This is a genomic window from Kitasatospora sp. NPDC058115, from assembly GCF_042884635.1.
GTDB lineage: Bacteria > Actinomycetota > Actinomycetes > Streptomycetales > Streptomycetaceae > Kitasatospora.
In genome coordinates, this window is sequence record NZ_JBHVTL010000043.1 from 20,526 (window position 1) to 37,719 (window position 17,194).

Below are 17,194 nucleotides of genomic sequence, written 5' to 3' on the forward strand. Positions count from 1 at the left end.
GGCACGCGAACGGGCGTCCGCGCACCCACCGGCCCACCGGCCTAACTGATCTTGACCGGGTTCACCAGGTCGGCCACCATCACCAGCAGCGTGAAGCCGATGAACACGCTGGCCACCACGTAGGCGACCGGCATCAGCCGGGCCACGTCGAACGGGCCGGGGTCCGGCCGGCGGAACAGCTGGGCGAACCGGCGGCGCACCGACTCCCAGACCGCGCCCGCGATGTGGCCGCCGTCCAGCGGCAGCAGCGGCAGCATGTTGAAGAGGAACAGCGAGAGGTTGATCCCGGCGAGCAGGTTGACGAAGTAGGCGACCCGCTGGCTGCCCGGGATGTCCAGGGCGAACACCTCGCCGCTGACCCGGGCCGCGCCGACCATGCCGATCGGCGAGTCGGCCTCGCGCGGGGTGCCGTCCACCACCGAGTGCCACAGGCCGGGGATCTTGCCGGGCAGCGCGGCCAGCGACTTCACGCCGTTCTCCGCCATGTCGTACATCCGGTCGAGGGACTGCCCGAAGCCCAGCTGGACCACGCCGCTGGTCGGGGTGAAGCCGAGGAAGCCCGCCCGCACCGTCTCGCCCTTGACCGGCACGCCGTCGGCGTCGTACTTCTGCACGTCGTTGACGGCGATGGTCGGGGTGAGGGTGAGCTGCCGGCCCCCGCGCTCGACCACCAGGTCGACGGTCCTGCCGGCCGACCTGCGGATGTCGCCCTGGAGCTGCTCGTAGCTGGTGATCCGGTCGCCGTCGAAGGAGACCACCTTGTCGCCCGGCTTCAGCCCGGCCTGGAAGGCGGGCGCCGCGGGGGCGTCGGCCGGGCAGGTGTCGGTCGGCCGGCCGGCCTTGACCACGCACTCCGAGACGGTGCCGATGGTGGGCACCGACATCGGGACGCCGAAGCCCATCATCACCGTCAGGAAGAGCCCGAAGGAGAGGATCAGGTTCATGAACGGCCCGGCGAACATCACGATCACGCGCTTCCACGGCTTGCGCGTGTAGAACAGCCGGCTCTCGTCGCCCTCCTTGACCTCCTCGTAGGAGGCCTCCCGGGCGTCCTCGATCATGGTCCGCCAGGGCGAGGTGGAGCGCTGGGTGATCCGCCCGTCCGCACCGGGCGGGAACATCCCGATCATCCGGATGTACCCGCCCAGCGGAACGGCCTTGAGGCCGTACTCGGTCTCGCCCTTCTTCCGCGACCAGACCGTCGGGCCGAAGCCGACCATGTACTGCGGCACCCGGATGCCGAACAGCTTGGCCGTGGAGAGGTGGCCGAGCTCGTGCCAGGCGATCGAGAAGAGCAGTCCCAGTACGAAGACCAGGATGCCGACCACCGTCATCACCGTTGCCACCGCTGCTCCTCCGTCATGCCACTCCGCTCATCCTGTCGTCGTACCGGTCGTCCGGCGCTGCCGTCCGGGCGGACCCGGATCAGCCGGCGGCCAGCTCGCGGGCCCGGGCGCGCGCCCAGTCCTCCGCGTGCAGGACGTCCTCCACCGTCAGCGAAGTTCCCGCCACGGGGCTGCCGTGCTCCGCCACGACCTTCGCCACAGTGTCCACGATCCCGGTGAAGGCCAGGCGCCCGTTCAGGAAGGCCTCCACGCACTCCTCGTTGGCGGCGTTGAACACCGCCGGGGCGGTGCCGCCCAGCGTGCCGACCTCGCGGGCCAGCTCCACCGCCGGGAAGGCGTCGTTGTCCAGCGGGAAGAACTCCCAGGTCGCCGCCTTGGTCCAGTCGCAGGCCGGGGCCGCGTCCGGCACCCGGTCCGGCCAGCCCAGGCCCAGCGCGATCGGCATCCGCATGTCCGGCGGGCTCGCCTGCGCCAGGGTGGAACCGTCCGTGAACTCCACCATCGAGTGGACGACCGACTGCGGATGGACCACGACCTCGATCCGGTCGAACGGCACGTCGTACAGCAGGTGCGCCTCGATCACCTCCAGGCCCTTGTTCACCAGGGTGGCCGAGTTGATCGTGACGACCGGGCCCATCGCCCAGGTCGGGTGCGCCAGCGCGTCCGACGGGGTAACGCCGGCCAGCTCGGCCCGGCTCCGGCTGCGGAACGGGCCGCCGCTCGCGGTCACCACCAGCTTGCGGACCTCGGCCCGGGTGCCGCCCGCCAGCGCCTGGAACAGCGCGGCGTGCTCGGAGTCCACCGGCACGATCTGCCCCGGCCGGGCCACCGCCTTCACCAGCGGACCGCCGACGATCAGCGACTCCTTGTTGGCCAGCACCAGCACCCGGCCGGCCCGCAGCGCCGCCAGCGTCGGGCGCAGGCCGATCGACCCGGTGATGCCGTTCAGCACCGAGTGGCACGCCGTCCCCGCCAGCTCGGTCGCCGCGTCCGGACCGGCCAGCACGGCCGGCAGCGCCCGGCCCGCCGCCTTCGCCGCCAGCGCCTCGCGCAGCGCCGGCTCGGCCGCCGGATCGGCCACCGCCACGGTGTGCACGCCCAGCCGCAGCGCCTGCTCGGCGAGCAGTTCCACCCGGCCGCCGGCCGCCGACAGGGCCACCACCCGGAACCGGTCCGGGTTGCGCAGGACCACGTCGATGGCCTGGGTGCCGATCGAACCGGTGGAACCGAGGATCACCAGCTCCCGGGGGCCGGAGGGGGTGTTCACCTCGGGGGTGAACCGCAGCTGCGGGTGGGCGAGCGAAGTCATGCGCCCATTGTGTCCTGCCCGGCTCCCCGCCCGGCACCACGGGACCGTTCGCGGGGCGCCGCACGCGCTCCGGGGCTACCGTCGGAACCATGCGCACCGTCATCGCCGGGGGCCACGGACAGATCGCCCTGCGCCTGGAACGGCTGCTCGCCGACCGCGGCGACCGCCCCGCCGGGATCATCCGCCGCCCCGGACAGGCCGACGACCTCGTCGCCGCCGGGGCCGAACCGCTGCTGCTCGACCTGGAGACCGCCACCGCGCCCGACCTCGCCCGGCTGCTCGACGGCGCCGACGCCGTGGTGTTCGCGGCCGGCGCCGGACCGGGCAGCGGCGCCGCCCGCAAGCTCACCGTCGACCGGGACGCCGCCGTCCTGCTCGCCGACGCCGCCGAGCTGGCCGGTGTCCGCCGCTACCTCATGGTCTCCGCGACGGGCGCCGACGCCCGCGCCCGGTACCCCGCCGACGAGGTCTTCGAGACCTATCTGCGGGCCAAGGGCGCCGCCGACGACGCCGTCCGGGCCCGCACCGCGCTGGACTGGACGGTGCTTCGCCCCGGCCGCCTCACCGACGGCCCCGGCACCGGCCTGGTCCGGCTCGCCCCGAGCGTGCCGCGCGGGTCCGTCGACCGGCAGGACGTCGCCGCCGTGCTCGCCGGGCTGCTGCGGGAGCCCGGCACCGCCGGGCAGACCCTGGAACTGGTGTCCGGCAACGCCACGGTGGCCGAGGCCGTCGCGGCCGTCGCCGGCCACGCCTGACCGCGCCCGGGCCCCGGGGTACGCACGAGGGCCCGGCCGCACACGGCGGCCGGGCCCTCGTCCCACGTCACTCTCAGAGGTCGAGGCCGGTCATGACCAGGACCTTCTCGACCGTGTAGTCGTCCATCGCGTACCGGACGCCCTCACGGCCGACGCCGGAGTCCTTGACGCCGCCGTACGGCATCTGGTCGGCGCGGTAGGACGGTGCGTCGCCGATGATCACGCCGCCGACCTCCAGCTCCCGGTGGGCGCGGAAGGCGGTCTGCAGGTCGTGCGTGAACACCCCGGCCTGCAGGCCGAACAGCGAGTCGTTGACGGCGGCGAAGGCCTCGTCCACACCGTCCACCTTGTGCAGCGACAGGACCGGGCCGAACACCTCGGAGGTGGCCAGGATCGCGTCGGCCGGCAGCTCGGCCAGCACGGTCGGGGCGTAGGTCGCGCCCTCGCGGGTGCCGCCGGTGAGCAGCTTCGCGCCCTTGGCGACCGCGTCGTCCACCCAGGACTCGACCCGCTTGGCGGCGTTCTCGTCGACCAGCGGGCCGACGTCCGTCGCGTCGTCGTTCGGGTCACCGGTGACCTGGGCCCGCACCTTGGCGACGACCTTCTCCGCCAGCGCGTCGTACACCGACGCGTCGGCGATCACCCGCTGCACCGAGATGCAGGACTGGCCGCCCTGGTAGTTGGCGAACATCGCGATCCGGGTGGCCGCCCAGTCCAGGTCCGCCTCGGAGGACCAGTCGGCGAGCACCACGGCCGCGGCGTTGCCGCCCAGCTCCAGGGTGGTGTGCTTGCGCGGCACCGAGTCCATGATCTGGTAGCCGACCTTGTCCGAACCGGTGAAGGAGATCACCGGCAGACGCGGGTCCTGCACCAGGGCCGGCATCCGGTCGTTCGGCACCGGCAGGACGCTCCAGGAGCCGGCCGGCAGGTCGGTCTCGGCCAGGATCTCGCCCAGCACCATCGCCGACAGCGGGGTCGCCGGGGCCGGCTTGAGGATGATCGGCGCGCCGACCGCGATCGCCGGGGCGATCTTGTGGGCGACCAGGTTCAGCGGGAAGTTGAAGGGGGCGATGCCCAGCACCACGCCGCGCGGGAAGCGGCGCACCACCGCGAAGCGGCCCGTGCCGCCCGGGTCGGTGTCCAGCCGCATGGTCTCGCCATTGGTCCGGCGGGCCTCCTCGGCCGCCCAGCGGAACACCGAGACGGCGCGGCCGATCTCGCCGCGGGCCCACTTGATCGGCTTGCCGTTCTCGGCGGTGATCAGCTGGGCGAGCTCCTCGGTGCGCTCGGTCAGCCGCCGGGCCACGTGGTCCAGGGCGGCGGTGCGCACGTGCGCCGGGGTCGCGGCGAACACCGGCAGCGCGGCGACGGCGGCCTCCAGGGCCTCCTCGACCTGCGCCTCGGTGGGGATGCTCACCTTGCCGACCAGGCGGCCGTCCCAGCTGTTGTGCACCTCGAAGTCGGCGTCGCCGCTCGCCCGGCGGCCGGCCAGCCAGAAATCGTACGTGGTGGTCACCGTGGTACCGGCCCTCTCCTCGTCGTCCTCACGACCCCACGGACGTGGAGCCAGAACCGAGGGTAGGGCGGCCGGCGCGCCGATCGGATTGGACACCGAGTAGCGTTCGCCCCCGCGCTCACTCCACCGCGTCCAGCCCCTGCCGGGGCCGCCTCCCGCTCGTCCCGCTCCTCCCGCGACTCGTCCTCCCGCGTCCCGTCACTCCTCGCCGGAGCGCAGCGCCAGCCAGAGCTCCATCCGGACGTCCGTGTCGTCCAGCGACCGCCCCAGCAGCTCCTCCACCCGCCGCATCCGGTAGCGCAGGGTGTGCCGGTGCACCCCGAGGTCGGCCGCCGCCGCGTCCCACTGCCCGTGCCGCGACAGCCACGCCCGCAGCGAGGCCACCAGATCACCGCGCGCCGTCCGGTCGTGCTCGCGCAGCGGCCGCAGCAGGCCCTCCGCGAAGGCCGTCACGGCGTCCTCGCCGAGCAGCGGCAGCAGCGAGCCCGCGCCGACCTCCTCGTGGTCCACCGAACGCCGCCCGCCGCGCAGCGCCACCGCCAGCGCCCGCTCGGCCTGCGCGTGCGCCGTCCCGGCGTCCTCCAGCGCGGCCGGCGCCGACACGCCCAGCGACAGGCCCTCGTGCTCCTCCACCGCCCCCAGGCACGCCCGGTGCACCGCGCCGTTGTCCAGCGCCAGCACCAGCAGCCGCGCCCCGTGCGCGCCGTCCTCCCGCGCCACCAGCAGCTTCTCGCCGACCCGCGAGCCGGCCTGCTCGGCCCGGTCCCCCAGCTCGCCCAGCGCCTCCCCGGCCTCCGTGCCCTGGGCCGCCCCGGCCACCAGCACCCGGACGGTCCCCTCCGGCAGCCCGCCGAACAACCCCGCCGCCACCTGCCGCGCGGTCGCCACCTCACCCGCCAGCACCATCCGCAGCAGGGCCGCGCCCATCTTCTCCTCGGCCTGCCGCAGCTCCCGCGACCGCTCCAGGGTCAGCGTCAGCAGCGCCACCGCCGCATTCAGCACGTACCGCTCGGTCGGCGTGATCCGGTCCTCGGTGCCCACCGCCAGGAACCCCCGGGCCCGCCGGTCCGCACCCAGCGACTGGACCACCACGTAGTCCTCGTCCGCCGTGTCTATCCCCGGCGCGCGCCCCTGCAGCGCGGCACTCGACGGCGCCGGCCGCCGGCGCAGCCGGTCCACCTCCGCCGCCAGCCGCCCGGCCCGGCGCGCCGCCCAGTCCGGCGCCACCACCGACAGCGCCCCCGAGCCGTCGTACAGCGCCGCCCAACCGCCCAGCCGGGCCGCCAGCCGCCGCACCACCGCCGTCGTGCCGTCCTTGCCCAGCGCGGCCCGGGTCAGCTCCTCCTGCGCCTCGAAGCTGGTCGTCACCGCCTCGTACTGCTCCGCGGCCAGCGCCGCCGACACCACCTTGCTGATCGCGATGAACGGCGTCGGCTCCGGCACCCGCAGCAGCGGCAGCCCGCGCTGCGCCGCCGCGTCCACCAGCGGCTGCGGCACCTCGGTGTGCGACAGGCCCACCCCCAGCCCGAGCCCGACCACCCCCGCGTCGGCCAGCCGGTGCACGTACGCCTGCAGCTGGGCCGCGGTACGGCCCAGCTTGATCCCGGTGGTGAGCAGCAGCTCGCCACCCTCCAGGAACGGCGTCGGGTCGTCCAGCTCGCTGGTGTGCACCCAGCGAACCGGCCGCTCCAAGTGGTCCGCACCGGCGAGGACCGTCAGATGGAGCGAGGTGTTGCGGACGACGGAGGCAAGTGTGGGGGGCATGGCACCTTCGAGGGAACGACCCGACCGCGCCGCTGCGGCCGGGCGAGAGAGGGCTGGGGGTCCTGGGGGGAATCCCACTTCTCATTATGGACGCCCCGGACAACCCACACTGCCGAATCCACCTCGAAGGCGAGCTTCCTCTCCTAGTTCCTGAGATCCACCAGCAGCGGCGGCACCTGCTCCCCCGACACCGCCGTCAGCGACAGCACCGCGTGCCCGGCCGGCAGCGCGTGCGCCAGGTCCGACGGCGACCACCGCAGCCGCTCCACCTCCCGGGTGGTCACCGACTCCGTCTGGGCAGTCGTCCCCGACAGCGCCTTGCGCCCCAGCCGCCCGGCCCGCCGCACGATCCCGCCCGAGGTGTCCGGGGCCAGCGTCACCGCCGTCTCCCGCACCAGGTGGGTGCCCCAGGCCTCCGAGAACAGCCGGCCGTCCCACGGCGCGATGCCCGGGAACGCCGCCCGGCAGCCCACCGCCCCGAACAGCGGCGCCCGCAGCGCCTCCGGCAGGTCGACCAGCGTCCGCAGCAGCAGCACCACCCCGGCGTTCGCCCCGCGCAGCCGCTGCAGCCCCCGCACGATCCCGGCGTCCAGGGCCGCCGAGGCGTCGTCCACCACCAGCCCGGCGAACAGCGAACGGTCCCCGCGGACCCCCGCGGCCTGCACGAACTGCGCCACCAACAGCCTCGACAGCATCCGCGCCGCCTCCGGGTGGCTGCGCTCCGGCAGCTTCACCCGCACCCGCAGCGGATGGTCCAGCACCCGCATCGCGAACGGCGGGCGGCCCGTGCCGTCGGTCGCGAACACCCCTTCGAAGGCCGGCCGGTCCAGCAGCGCCAGCCGGTCCGCCAGCAGCGCCCCCGGATCGTCCGCCCGGCCGCGCTGGCGCTCCCGGTGCTCCAGGTCCCGCTCGTACGAGCCCAGCCGGCCCGCCGCCCGCAGCCCCTTCACCAGCGACTCCAGCGCCTCCGGCTCCCCGGCCAGCAGCGCCCGCAGCTCACGCACCCCCGGGTAGCGGCCGAACGCGGCGTGGAACGGGCCCACCATCTGCTGCAGCGCCGTCCGCGCCGACTCGGCGCGCGCCGTCAGCTCGTCCGGCAGCAACGCCTCCGCCAGCCGCGCCGCCGCCTCGTCCGGGTCCTGCGCCGCGCCGTACAGGTCCAGCCCGTAGCGGGACGCGGCATGACCCGGGGCGATCACCACGTCGTACCAGTCGTCCGGCCCCAGGTCCGCCTCCGCCGACCCGATCACCACCGCGCACGCCGTCCCGGCCAGCGCCTGCACGCAGAGCGCCTCCGCCACCGGCCGGGCCAGCCGCGCCGTCTTCCCCGTCCCCGCCGGGCCCACCGCCAGCAGCGAGGTGCCCAGCACCGCCGGGTCCAGCGCGAAGCCCGCCGCCCGGTGGGACTGCGGGTTCTTCGGCACGTCCTGCGCGGTGCCGAGCCGCACCTGGGCCAGCAGCAGGTCGTGCCGCTCCGCCCGCCCCGGCAGCTCGCGCGCCTCCGAGGGGTGCGCGAACGCGGCGGCGCCGCGCAGCGACACCTGCTCGACGAAGGCCGGCAGGAAGGCCCGGTCCGCCTGGGCCGACTCCCACGCCCGCTGGATCCGCACGTAGTCGACGTCCCCGACCGCCTCGCCGTCCAGCCGCCCGGCCGCGACCGCCGCCCCGCCCTGCCGCAGCACCACCCACGGATCCCGCTGCCGCACCGCCTCCGCCTGCTCCTCCACGGACGCGGGCTCCTCCTCCGTCACCGTCCGCGACAGCAGCGGCACCGCATACCGGCGCCACACCTCCGGCCACCGGCCCATCCGGCCGAAGACCTTGATGACGATGGCGATCGAAATGGCGTTGACGATCAGCAGCGTGAACATGGCCCCGGCTTCCGACGGCTCGGCAAGGGGGCCGATCCCTGTCTGGCGGCCGAACCACACCAGCAGGTACATCAGCAGCTGGGTGCCGTAGAGATAGGCGAACCACCCCACCACCGCGTTCAGCCCCGCCCGTAGGAGCAGGGGCCAGGTCGGCACCTTGGCGGCCTCGGCCCGCCCGGGGTCGAGCTGCCGGTAGCCCTGGCGGAAGACGCCCGGGGCGGCCTCCGGGCGGGGGGCGGCGACCCAGGCGGCGAGGTCGAAGGACGCGCGGGCCGGGGGGCGCGGGTGCGGCATCGGGGTGGGCGGGGTGTGTGGGGTGGCGGTGGTCCGCTCGCTGTGGCTCCGTGCCCCGTCCAGTCCCATGTACGGCCCCGCTCCCTCGCCCGCCGGCCCGACCGCCGTCGGTGCCGCCCATACCCATGCCACCGCCCCGGCGACACGCCCGCGCTCAATGTAGTGGAGCGCGGCCCGCCGGTCGTGGCGCCGAGTGCGCTGGCCGCCTCGGACAAGTCGGACGGCCCACTGCTACCGAGTGGCGCATGCCCGCCCGGAGAGCGCCGCCGTAGCCTGCGAACTACCGAGCCGAGAAGTCTGGAGAAACCCATGAGCGCCGCAACGCCGCTCCCGCAGGAGCGCCGCCTGGTCACCGCGATCCCCGGTCCGAAGTCGCAGGAGCTGCACGCCCGCAAGCTGGGTGCGGTGGCGGCCGGCGTCGGCACCACCCTGCCGGTGTACGTGTCCCGCGCCAACGGCGGTGTGCTGGAGGACGTGGACGGCAACTCGCTGATCGACTTCGGCTCCGGCATCGCCGTGACCAACGTCGGCAACAGCGCCGAGGCCGTCGTGGCGAAGACGACCGAGCAGCTGGCCGCCTTCACCCACACCTGCTTCATGGTGACCCCGTACGAGGGCTACGTGGCCGTGGCCGAGCAGCTGAACGAGCTGACCCCGGGTGACCACGAGAAGCGCACCGCGCTGTTCAACTCCGGCTCCGAGGCCGTCGAGAACGCGGTGAAGATCGCCCGCGCCTACACCAAGCGCCAGGCCGTCGTGGTGTTCGACCACGGCTACCACGGCCGCACCAACCTCACCCTGGCGCTGACGGCGAAGAACATGCCGTACAAGCAGGGCTTCGGCCCGTTCGCGCCCGAGGTCTACCGGGTGCCGGTCGCCTACCCGTACCGCTGGCTGACCGGTGCGGAGAACTGCGCCGCCGAGGCCGCCGCGCAGGCGATCGACACCATCAACAAGCAGATCGGCGCCGAGAACGTCGCCGCGATCATCATCGAGCCGATCCAGGGCGAGGGCGGCTTCATCGAGCCGGCCAAGGGCTTCCTGCCGGCGATCGTGGAGTTCGCGAAGGCCAACGGCATCGTCTTCGTCGCGGACGAGATCCAGACCGGCTTCTGCCGCACCGGCCAGTGGTTCGCCTGTGAGGACGAGGGCATCGTCCCCGACCTCATCACCACCGCCAAGGGCATCGCCGGCGGTCTGCCGCTGTCCGCGCTGACCGGCCGCGCCGAGATCATGGACGCCGCGCAGACCGGTGGCCTCGGCGGCACCTACGGCGGCAACCCGGTGGCCTGCGCCGCCGCGCTGGGCGCCATTGAGACCATGAAGGAGCAGGACCTCGTCGGCAAGGCGCAGCGGATCGGCGAGATCATGCTGGGCCGCCTGCGCGCCATGCAGGAGAAGTTCGAGATCATCGGCGAGGTCCGCGGCCGCGGCGCGATGATCGCCGTCGAGCTGGTGAAGCCGGGCGGCAAGGAGCCGAACACCGAGGCCACCGCCGCCATCGCCAAGGCCTGCCACGCCGAGGGCCTGGTCGTGCTGACCGCCGGCACCTACGGCAACGTGCTGCGCTTCCTGCCGCCGCTGGTGATGCCGGAGCACCTGCTGAACGAGGGCCTGGACATCCTCGAAGGCGCGTTCGCCGCCGTCTGAGCCGGCCCGCGGCCCCGTCGCCGCACCGAAGACCCGCCGGAGGGATGTCCGGACAGCGCTGATCGGCCCGTGGGGACCTCGTCCCCACGGGCCGATCGGTTTCGAACCCGGTGTGACGCCACCGGCGCGGACGGTGAAGATGGTGTGCGGAATCGCTGAAGCTCCTCGGCCCGGCATGGACCTTGACGTAGTGTCATCACAGATGGACAGCGAGCCCCAGCCACGGGCGGATCCGTCCGCGGCACCGTCCTCCGGGGCGGCTCCGCGTGAGGGCCGCGAGGACAACCAGGCCGTCCCGCCCGGGGCGGTGCACACCGAAAGCCGATCGACCGGCCGTCCGACCCACACCCCCCGGGGCGCACGGAGCGGCGATCATCAGGGCCGCCCCGGAGCTCTCCCCCCTGCTCCGGGGCGGCTGCCTCGCGTCCTCCTCCACCCGGCGGTGCCGGTGGTCCTGGGGGTGCTGCTGCTGGTGGTGTCCTGGCAGGTCGCGGTGGACGGGCCGCTGCTGGGCGTGGACCGCTGGACCCAGCACGCCGTCCGGGAGGTCCGGCACGCACTGGGCAGCACGCTGCTCGACCACGTCGGCGAGGCGCTGTCCGACCTGGGCGGCGACTCGGTGGCGGTACCGGTGCTGCTGCTCGGCGCGGCGGTGGCGGCCCGGCGGGAGTTCCGGGCGGGCTTCGCGCGCTGGTGGCTGCCGCTCCCGGTGGCGGTGCTGGCGGCCGGGGCGATCCCGCTGCTGGTCGTACCGGCGAAGGCGTGGTTCGCGCGCCCCGGCCCGTCCGGGCTGCCGCTGGCGGCGGACCAGTGGGGCTGGTACCCGTCCGGCCACACCGCGACCGCCGCGCTCGGGTACGGGGTGGCGGCGCTGCTGCTCGCCCGGGCGGCCGGCCCCCGGACCCGGCGGCTGCTCGCCACCGGCGCGGCACTGCTGGTGGCCGGTGTCGGGCTCGGGCTGGTGTGGAGGGACTACCACTGGCTGCTGGACGTGGTGGCCAGCTGGTGCCTGGGCGCGCTGGTCCTGTGGGCCCTCGCCCGGTGGCCGCTCACCGGCCGCCCCGGCGCGGACGCGGGCGACGGGCCCCCGGGCGCACCCTAACCCTCGGCCGGGGCCTCCTCGTTGCGGTGGACGTGGCCGGGCTCGCCGTTGTCGCGGTGCCACTCGACGACCAGTTCGTCGCGGGTGCCGAAGCGGACCAGGTGGCGGCCGACGACGTCCTCCAGGCCGGGCAGGTTCTCGGTGGCGCCCTCGACGGCGAGCAGCAGGGCACCGGGGGCGGCCTCCAGCGTGGCGGTGCCGGTGCCGAAGACGAGGGTGCCGTGGCCGGTCTCCTCGGACCAGTCGGCCTGGATCTTGCGGCCCATGTGGGCGGCGAGCTGCTTGGCGTAGCGGGCGGAGCGGTCGGTGGCGACGCGGGCTTCGGAGCGGGGCACGGGCCCTCCAGGGTCGGGGGAGGGGACTTAGGGTGCCCTCACTTGCGTTCTACGCTAACCCAGATACTGAGCCTTGCTCAACATGTTTCCGGGCGCCTCGGGACCGGCCGATACCCTGGGTCCGACACCAGCCGAGGAGAGCCGCCCATGACCACCACGCCGACCGACGACGCGGCGAGCTCCTCCCCCGCGCCGGACCCGGCACCGGACCCCGCACCGAACCCCGCGCCGGACCCGGCGGCGGCCCCGGACACCGCCGCCGAGCTGGCCGACGCGATGACCCGGGCGATCAAGCGGATCCGCCGCCGCACCAGCGAGCGGCTGGAGCCCTACGGCATCACCCCCGGCCAGGGCCGCGCCCTGCGGGCCCTCGCGTACGCCCCCGGCTGCGAGCTCCCCGACCGCGCGATGCGGCTGAGCGACCTGGCCGACCGGCTGCACATCGCCCCCCGCTCGGCCACCACGGTGGTCGACGCCCTGGAGGAGGCGGGCCTGGTCGAGCGGGCGCCGGACCCGGCCGACCGCCGCGCCGTGCGGATCCTGCTGACCGCGGCCGGCCGCTCGGCGGTGGAGCGGATCGGACTGGTCCGGCACGAGGTCGCCCAGGAGTACTTCGGCCCGGTCAGCCCCGCCGAGCAGGAGGCGCTGCTGCGGGCGCTGCGGACCGCCGAGTCCGCGTACGCGGCGACCGCCGCACCCACCGCCCCGCCGCGCCGGACAGCGCCCCCGGACACAGCGCGGTGACGCCGATCCCGGCGACCACCAGCACCGCGGCGACGGCGGCCCGCGGGCCGACCGACTCGCCGAGCAGCAGCCACGCCGAGGACATCCCGAACACCGGCACCAGCAGCGAGTAGGGCGCGACGGCGGTGGCGTCGTAGCTGCGCAGCAGGTAGCTCCAGGCGACGAAGCCGAACAGGGTGGAGACCAGCCCGACGTAGCCGATCGCGCCGAGTCCGGCGAGGCCGATCCCCCGCAGCGCCCGCAGGTCGGCCTCCGGGCCCTCGACCAGCAGCGAGAGACCGAGCAGCGGCAGCGGCGGCACCGCGCTGACCCAGACCATCCAGCGCAGCGCGTCCGGCGGGGCGGCCTTGCGGGTGAACACGTTGGACAGCCCCCAGGCGGCCGCGGCGAGGACGAGCAGCACGAAGGCGCCGAGCGGGCCGCCGAGGCCCCGGTCGACGGCGATCAGGCCGATCCCGGCGAAGGCGACGGCCAGGCCGAACAGCCGCTGGCCGCCGGGCCGCTCGCCCAGCAGGACGGCGGCGAACAGCGCGGTGAAGACGGCCTGCCCCTGGAGGACCAGGGAGGAGAGGCCGGCCGGCATTCCGGCGTGCATGCCGAGGAAGAGCAGCCCGAACTTGACCACCCCGAGCACCACGCCGACCGCGAGCACCCACCGCCAGGCGACCTTCGGCGGGCCGACCAGGAAGACCGCCGGAACGGCGACCACGGCGAACCGCAGCGCGCAGAACAGCAGCGGGGGGAAGTTCTCCAGGCCGACGTGGATGAGGACGAAGTTGAGGCCCCAGACGGCGGCCACCAGCACGGCCAGGGCGATGTGACGCGGACTCATGCCGCCGGTGGTGCCGCCGCCGGGGGCGGCCTGCGGGGATGGGCTCATGGGACGAGGATGGCCGCCGGGCACCGTGTAGCACCAGCGATGAATGCTAAGGGCAACGCTTTAGCATGGCTTCATGATGGATCTGGGGCGCCTGCGGGCGCTGCACGCGGTGGCGGTGCACGGTTCGGTCGGCGGGGCGGCCGCGGCCCTCGGCTTCACGCCGTCCGCCGTCTCCCAGCAGATCGCCAAGCTGGAGCGGGAGACCAGGACGGTGCTGCTGGAGCGCCAGGGCCGCGGGGTGGTGCTGACCGACGCGGCGCGCGAGCTGGCCGCCACCGCGCAGACGGTGCTGGGCCTGGTGGAGCGGGCCGCGGTGCGGCTGGAGGAGCAGCGCGGCCAGGCGGTCGGACGGCTGCTGGTGGCCGCCTTCGCGACCGGGGCGCGCGGGCTGATGCCGGGGGTGCTGGCCGAGCTGCGCGAACGCTGTCCGGACCTGGACGTGCGGCTGCTGGAGTGCGACCCGTACCCGGCGGCCGACCTGGTGGCCCGCGGCGAGGTCGACCTGGCGCTCGTCCAGGACTGGCCGACGGTGCCGCTGCCGGTCCAGGACGGCCTGTCCCGGCTGGATCTCGGCGAGGACCCGGTGGACCTGCTGCTGCCGGCCGGCCACCCGCTGGCCGGGCTGGCGGTGGTCCCGGAGGATCGGCTGCGCGGGCAGCGGTGGACCAGTGTGCCGCCGGGCAACATCTGCCACGACTGGCTGGTCCGCACGCTGCGCGAGGCCGGCGAGGAGCCGGACGTGTGCTACCAGGTCGGCGAGTTCGAGACGCAGATCGCGCTGATCGGGGCGGGTCTGGGCGTCGGGCTGGTGCCGCGGCTGGGCCGGGGCGCGCTGCCGCCGGGGGTGGTCGCCCGGCCGGTGGTGCCGGAGCCGGCCCGGCGGGTGTTCGCGCTCTGGCGTTCCCAGGCCTCGCGGCGCCCGGCGATCACCGAGGCGCTGACCGCGCTGCGGGAGCACTGGGACGCCCGGAACGCCTGACCCGGCCGGACCGGGACCGGACGACGCGGGCACCACGGACGACGCGAGCGACGTGAGCAACTGCGGGCACCCCGGCGTCAGCCGGCGAGGCCGATCACCAGCCACATGAAGCCCACCCCGCCGAGGGTGCAGAGCAGCGTGGTCCGCGAGGGGTGCGGGCTGTGCGCCTCGGGCAGGATGTCGGAGGTCGCCAGGTAGAGCAGGAACCCGGCGAAGAACCCCAGGTAGAGGCCGAGCAGGTGCTCGGAGATGGTGAACAGCAGGGTGATCGCGGCGCCGGTGACCGGCGCGAGCGCGTCCGCCGCGAGCAGGGTCAGCGCCCGCCGCCTGTTGTTCCCGTAGAGCCGGGTGATCGTGTACGTGTTGAAGCCGTCGGCGAAGTCGTGCGCGACCACGGCGATCGCCACCACCGTCCCGACCGTCGTCCCGGCCTGGAAGGCCGCACCGATCGCGAAGCCGTCCATGACGCTGTGGCCGACCAGGGCGAGGGCGGCGGTCAGGCCGACGCCCTGGTGGCCGTCGACACCGGACCGGGCCCGGCCGTGGTCGTGCCCGTGGGCCTGCGCGGACCGCTGGCCGTGGGTGTGCTCGGCGTACTCCGCCTCGTGGCCGCGGTGGATGGCCACCGCGCGCTCGACGATGTGGATGGCCAGGAACCCGGCCGCGAACATCAGCAGCGCCTGCGGCACCCCGTGGACCTCCTCGGGGGCCTGGTGCAGCGCCTCCGGGAGGAGGTCGAAGGCGACGACCCCGAGCATCAGCCCGGCGGCGAATCCCAGCACCAGGTGACGGCGGTCCCCGGTGCGCTGCGCGACCCAGCCGCCGATCAGCGTCATCAGGAAGGCTCCCGCGGCGACCAGCACCGCGGTCACCGTTCCTCCCCCGTGACGGGCCGTCTGTCCACGCGTCTCCCCGTGTTCCGCCGTCCCCGGGCCGGGCGCCGGGCCGGGCGCCGGCCGCTGCCGGACGGCCGTGCCACCCAGCGTCGGGCAGCCCGCGCACCGGCGCCCGCCGGACGGGCCGTCGGGGTGAGCCGACGGCCCGGCGCTGCCCGGTACCGGCGTCCGGCGCCCCGGTTCAGCGCCCGGCGGCGAGCGGCAGACCGAGGTGGGTGCGCGCCAGCTCGCGCACGCCGTCCCCGTCGACCAGGTGGATGTGCCGGTGTCCGTCCTCGGCGGTCAGGTCGAGCGCCCCGTCGGTGAAGTGGCCGGTGGTCAGCCGCAGGCCGCGCTCGGCGGACTCCTCGCGGACCGCCTCCGCGAGCGTGCGGATCTCCTCCTCCCCCACCGCTCCGGCGCCCCGCGAGGCCCAGACGACCCAGCGACCGGGCAGCGCGCTGCCGGCCGGCCCCTCACCGGTGGCGACCAGCCCGGCCTGGCCGCGCAGCCGCACGCTCCACTGGCCGAGCCCGCCCCGGGTGAGCAGCTCACGGACCAGCTGGGCGAACTCGTTCGCCGACAGGTCCGGTGCGGCCGGGACGGTGGCCGACGCCTGCGCGGCTGGCTCGACGCCCGCCCACCCGTACGGGTCGGGGCTGACGGCGGCGCCGAGCTGGCGCAGCCGGACCAGCGCCTCGTCCTGTTCGGCGTCCGCGTAGACGCCCTCGCCGTCCGGCTCCTCGTCGGGGTCGGCGGGCGGCAGCAGCCTGGTGCGGGCCAGCGCGTCGCGGTCCGCGTCCACGCTCACCAGGCAGAGCGGCTCCGCCCCGCCGGGCCCGCGCAGCCAGCCGTTGAGCACCACCCCGGCGAGGATCTCGTCGGTGTCGACGGCATCGGCGGCCTGGAGGGCGCGCAGCGCCAGCCGGGCGACCAGCCGCAGGTAGTCGGCGGCCCGGTCGGCCGGCGGGCGCGGCACCGGGAGGGCCTCGCCGTCCGGGCCGAGCCGGTAGCCGGTCAGCGAAGGCACCACGTCGAGGGCGGGCAGGTCGAGGTCGAGCACGGCGGTGCGGGTCAGCGGCCGGTAGACGGCCCGGCAGGGCGCCGGCAGGTCCTGGGTACGGGTCTCGGCGGCGGCGAGGGCCCGTTCCAGCAGCGACTCGACGGCGGCCGGCTCGGCCTGCCGGTAGGCGCGGCGGCACTCCTCCAGGGACTCGTTGTACTCGCGCACCGCGCGCGCCCGGGCCTGTTCGGCCTCGTCGTGGGCGCGCCGGGACTCGTCGGCGACCGGGTCGACGGCGTCGGCCTGCCGGGTGCGCCATTCGCGCAGGGCGCGCTGGTGGGCGAGCCGGGCCTGGGCCAGCTCGCGCTGGTAGCCGGAGTCGAGCAGCCGGCGGGACGGGGCCTCGTCTGGGTCGGCGGCGGGGGGCTGCTCGGGGGCGAAGTCCTCCCAGCGGGGCTCCGGGTCGTCGGTGCCGGCCGCCGCGGCCGGCCCGTCGGCCGGGTAGGGGCGCGGCTCGTAGCGGCGCAGCTGGCTCTCGAAGTCCATGGCCGAGACGGGCAGCGCGGCCCGCCGGAGCAGGTCGGCCAGCCGCTCCTGCTCGGCCTGGACGGTCTGCGTGCGGTGGTGGGTGAGCGCGGCGGCCCGGGCGTGGGGGGGGGCGGGCGCGGGGGCCCCCCCCCCCCCCGGGGGGGGGGGGGGGGGGCCCGGGGGGGGGGGGGGGGGGGCCCCCGCGGGGCCGCCCGGCGGGGGGGGGGCCTACGCGGCCGCCCC

13 protein-coding genes and 1 pseudogene are annotated in these 17,194 nt (G+C 75.4%); 5 read left to right on the plus strand and 9 right to left on the minus strand.

What is annotated here, in order from left to right; genetic code table 11:
* Positions 1 to 41 precede the first annotated feature (41 nt).
* Both ACFVVL_RS32900 and dxr read right to left on the minus strand, forming a co-directional pair.
* Positions 42 to 1,346 carry a M50 family metallopeptidase gene (locus tag ACFVVL_RS32900; RefSeq protein WP_380294797.1) on the minus strand — a complete coding sequence of 435 codons (1,305 nt, stop codon included), beginning with the start codon at positions 1,344 to 1,346 and terminating at the stop codon, positions 42 to 44.
* Positions 1,347 to 1,425: 79 nt separating this feature from the next.
* Positions 1,426 to 2,655, minus strand: coding sequence for a 1-deoxy-D-xylulose-5-phosphate reductoisomerase (gene dxr / locus ACFVVL_RS32905; RefSeq protein WP_387681740.1), 1,230 nt, complete (start codon positions 2,653 to 2,655; stop codon positions 1,426 to 1,428).
* Positions 2,656 to 2,744: 89 nt separating this feature from the next.
* On the opposite strand from dxr, the gene ACFVVL_RS32910 reads away from it, so the two are divergent.
* A complete protein-coding gene (locus tag ACFVVL_RS32910; RefSeq protein ID WP_387681743.1) occupies positions 2,745 to 3,410 on the plus strand; it encodes an NAD(P)H-binding protein in 666 nt (221 codons plus the stop codon).
* Between the two features lie 73 nt (positions 3,411 to 3,483).
* Here the strand turns inward: ACFVVL_RS32910 and ACFVVL_RS32915 are convergent, their stop codons facing one another.
* The 3 genes from ACFVVL_RS32915 to ACFVVL_RS32925 form a co-directional block, all read right to left on the minus strand.
* On the minus strand, positions 3,484 to 4,926 hold the full coding sequence (locus tag ACFVVL_RS32915) for an aldehyde dehydrogenase family protein (RefSeq protein ID WP_380294806.1): 1,443 nt from the start codon (positions 4,924 to 4,926) through the stop codon (positions 3,484 to 3,486).
* 198 nt (positions 4,927 to 5,124) lie between these two features.
* The gene (locus ACFVVL_RS32920; RefSeq protein ID WP_380294808.1) at positions 5,125 to 6,690 is read right to left on the minus strand and encodes a PucR family transcriptional regulator; all 1,566 of its coding nucleotides are present in this window, start codon (positions 6,688 to 6,690) and stop codon (positions 5,125 to 5,127) included.
* A gap of 143 nt (positions 6,691 to 6,833) precedes the next feature.
* A complete protein-coding gene (locus tag ACFVVL_RS32925) occupies positions 6,834 to 8,924 on the minus strand; it encodes an ATP-binding protein (protein WP_387681747.1) in 2,091 nt (696 codons plus the stop codon).
* A 240-nt stretch (positions 8,925 to 9,164) separates the two neighbouring features.
* Between ACFVVL_RS32925 and gabT the strand changes: the two genes are divergently transcribed.
* Together gabT and ACFVVL_RS32935 are read left to right on the plus strand one after the other, a co-directional pair.
* Positions 9,165 to 10,505 (plus strand): 4-aminobutyrate--2-oxoglutarate transaminase, encoded by a 1,341-nt coding sequence (gene gabT, locus ACFVVL_RS32930; protein ID WP_387681750.1) that lies wholly within the window; start codon positions 9,165 to 9,167, stop codon positions 10,503 to 10,505.
* A gap of 442 nt (positions 10,506 to 10,947) precedes the next feature.
* The gene (locus ACFVVL_RS32935) at positions 10,948 to 11,607 is read left to right on the plus strand and encodes a phosphatase PAP2 family protein (protein WP_387681753.1); all 660 of its coding nucleotides are present in this window, start codon (positions 10,948 to 10,950) and stop codon (positions 11,605 to 11,607) included.
* Here ACFVVL_RS32935 and ACFVVL_RS32940 read toward each other — a convergent pair.
* The gene (locus ACFVVL_RS32940; protein ID WP_387681756.1) at positions 11,604 to 11,942 is read right to left on the minus strand and encodes a DUF2218 domain-containing protein; all 339 of its coding nucleotides are present in this window, start codon (positions 11,940 to 11,942) and stop codon (positions 11,604 to 11,606) included. The two genes, ACFVVL_RS32935 and ACFVVL_RS32940, sit on opposite strands and share 4 nt — an antisense overlap.
* Positions 11,943 to 12,218: 276 nt before the next feature.
* Between ACFVVL_RS32940 and ACFVVL_RS32945 the strand changes: the two are divergent.
* A pseudogene (locus tag ACFVVL_RS32945) lies at positions 12,219 to 12,440 on the plus strand (MarR family winged helix-turn-helix transcriptional regulator); the annotation flags it as partial.
* 124 nt (positions 12,441 to 12,564) lie between these two features.
* Here the strand turns inward: ACFVVL_RS32945 and ACFVVL_RS32950 are convergent.
* Positions 12,565 to 13,518 (minus strand): EamA family transporter, encoded by a 954-nt coding sequence (locus ACFVVL_RS32950; protein WP_387681780.1) that lies wholly within the window; start codon positions 13,516 to 13,518, stop codon positions 12,565 to 12,567.
* Between the two features lie 121 nt (positions 13,519 to 13,639).
* On the opposite strand from ACFVVL_RS32950, the gene ACFVVL_RS32955 reads away from it, so the two are divergent.
* Entirely contained in the window at positions 13,640 to 14,545 is a 906-nt protein-coding gene (locus ACFVVL_RS32955) for a LysR family transcriptional regulator (RefSeq protein ID WP_387681759.1), read from the plus strand.
* Between the two features lie 77 nt (positions 14,546 to 14,622).
* On the opposite strand, the gene ACFVVL_RS32960 is transcribed toward ACFVVL_RS32955, so the two are convergent.
* Together ACFVVL_RS32960 and ACFVVL_RS32965 are read right to left on the minus strand one after the other, a co-directional pair.
* Positions 14,623 to 15,381: a ZIP family metal transporter gene (locus ACFVVL_RS32960; protein WP_380294825.1), complete on the minus strand. Its 759-nt coding sequence runs from the start codon at positions 15,379 to 15,381 to the stop codon at positions 14,623 to 14,625.
* Between the two features lie 241 nt (positions 15,382 to 15,622).
* Positions 15,623 to 16,969 carry a restriction endonuclease gene (locus tag ACFVVL_RS32965; RefSeq protein ID WP_387681762.1) on the minus strand — a complete coding sequence of 449 codons (1,347 nt, stop codon included), beginning with the start codon at positions 16,967 to 16,969 and terminating at the stop codon, positions 15,623 to 15,625.
* Between the last annotated feature and the right edge of the window lie 225 nt (positions 16,970 to 17,194).

Bases quoted from the DNA above. Each gene is read 5' to 3' on its own strand.
- ACFVVL_RS32965 (WP_387681762.1), bottom strand. From the start codon at position 16,969: ATGGACTTCGAGAGCCAGCTGCGCCGCTACGAGCCGCGCCCCTACCCG.
- ACFVVL_RS32960 (WP_380294825.1), bottom strand. From the start codon at position 15,381: ATGACGCTGATCGGCGGCTGGGTCGCGCAGCGCACCGGGGACCGCCGT.
- ACFVVL_RS32955 (WP_387681759.1), top strand. From the start codon at position 13,640: ATGATGGATCTGGGGCGCCTGCGGGCGCTGCACGCGGTGGCGGTGCAC.
- ACFVVL_RS32925 (WP_387681747.1), bottom strand. From the start codon at position 8,924: ATGGGACTGGACGGGGCACGGAGCCACAGCGAGCGGACCACCGCCACC.
- ACFVVL_RS32950 (WP_387681780.1), bottom strand. From the start codon at position 13,518: ATGAGTCCGCGTCACATCGCCCTGGCCGTGCTGGTGGCCGCCGTCTGG.
- dxr (WP_387681740.1), bottom strand. From the start codon at position 2,655: ATGACTTCGCTCGCCCACCCGCAGCTGCGGTTCACCCCCGAGGTGAAC.
- ACFVVL_RS32910 (WP_387681743.1), top strand. From the start codon at position 2,745: ATGCGCACCGTCATCGCCGGGGGCCACGGACAGATCGCCCTGCGCCTG.
- gabT (WP_387681750.1), top strand. From the start codon at position 9,165: ATGAGCGCCGCAACGCCGCTCCCGCAGGAGCGCCGCCTGGTCACCGCG.
- ACFVVL_RS32920 (WP_380294808.1), bottom strand. From the start codon at position 6,690: ATGCCCCCCACACTTGCCTCCGTCGTCCGCAACACCTCGCTCCATCTG.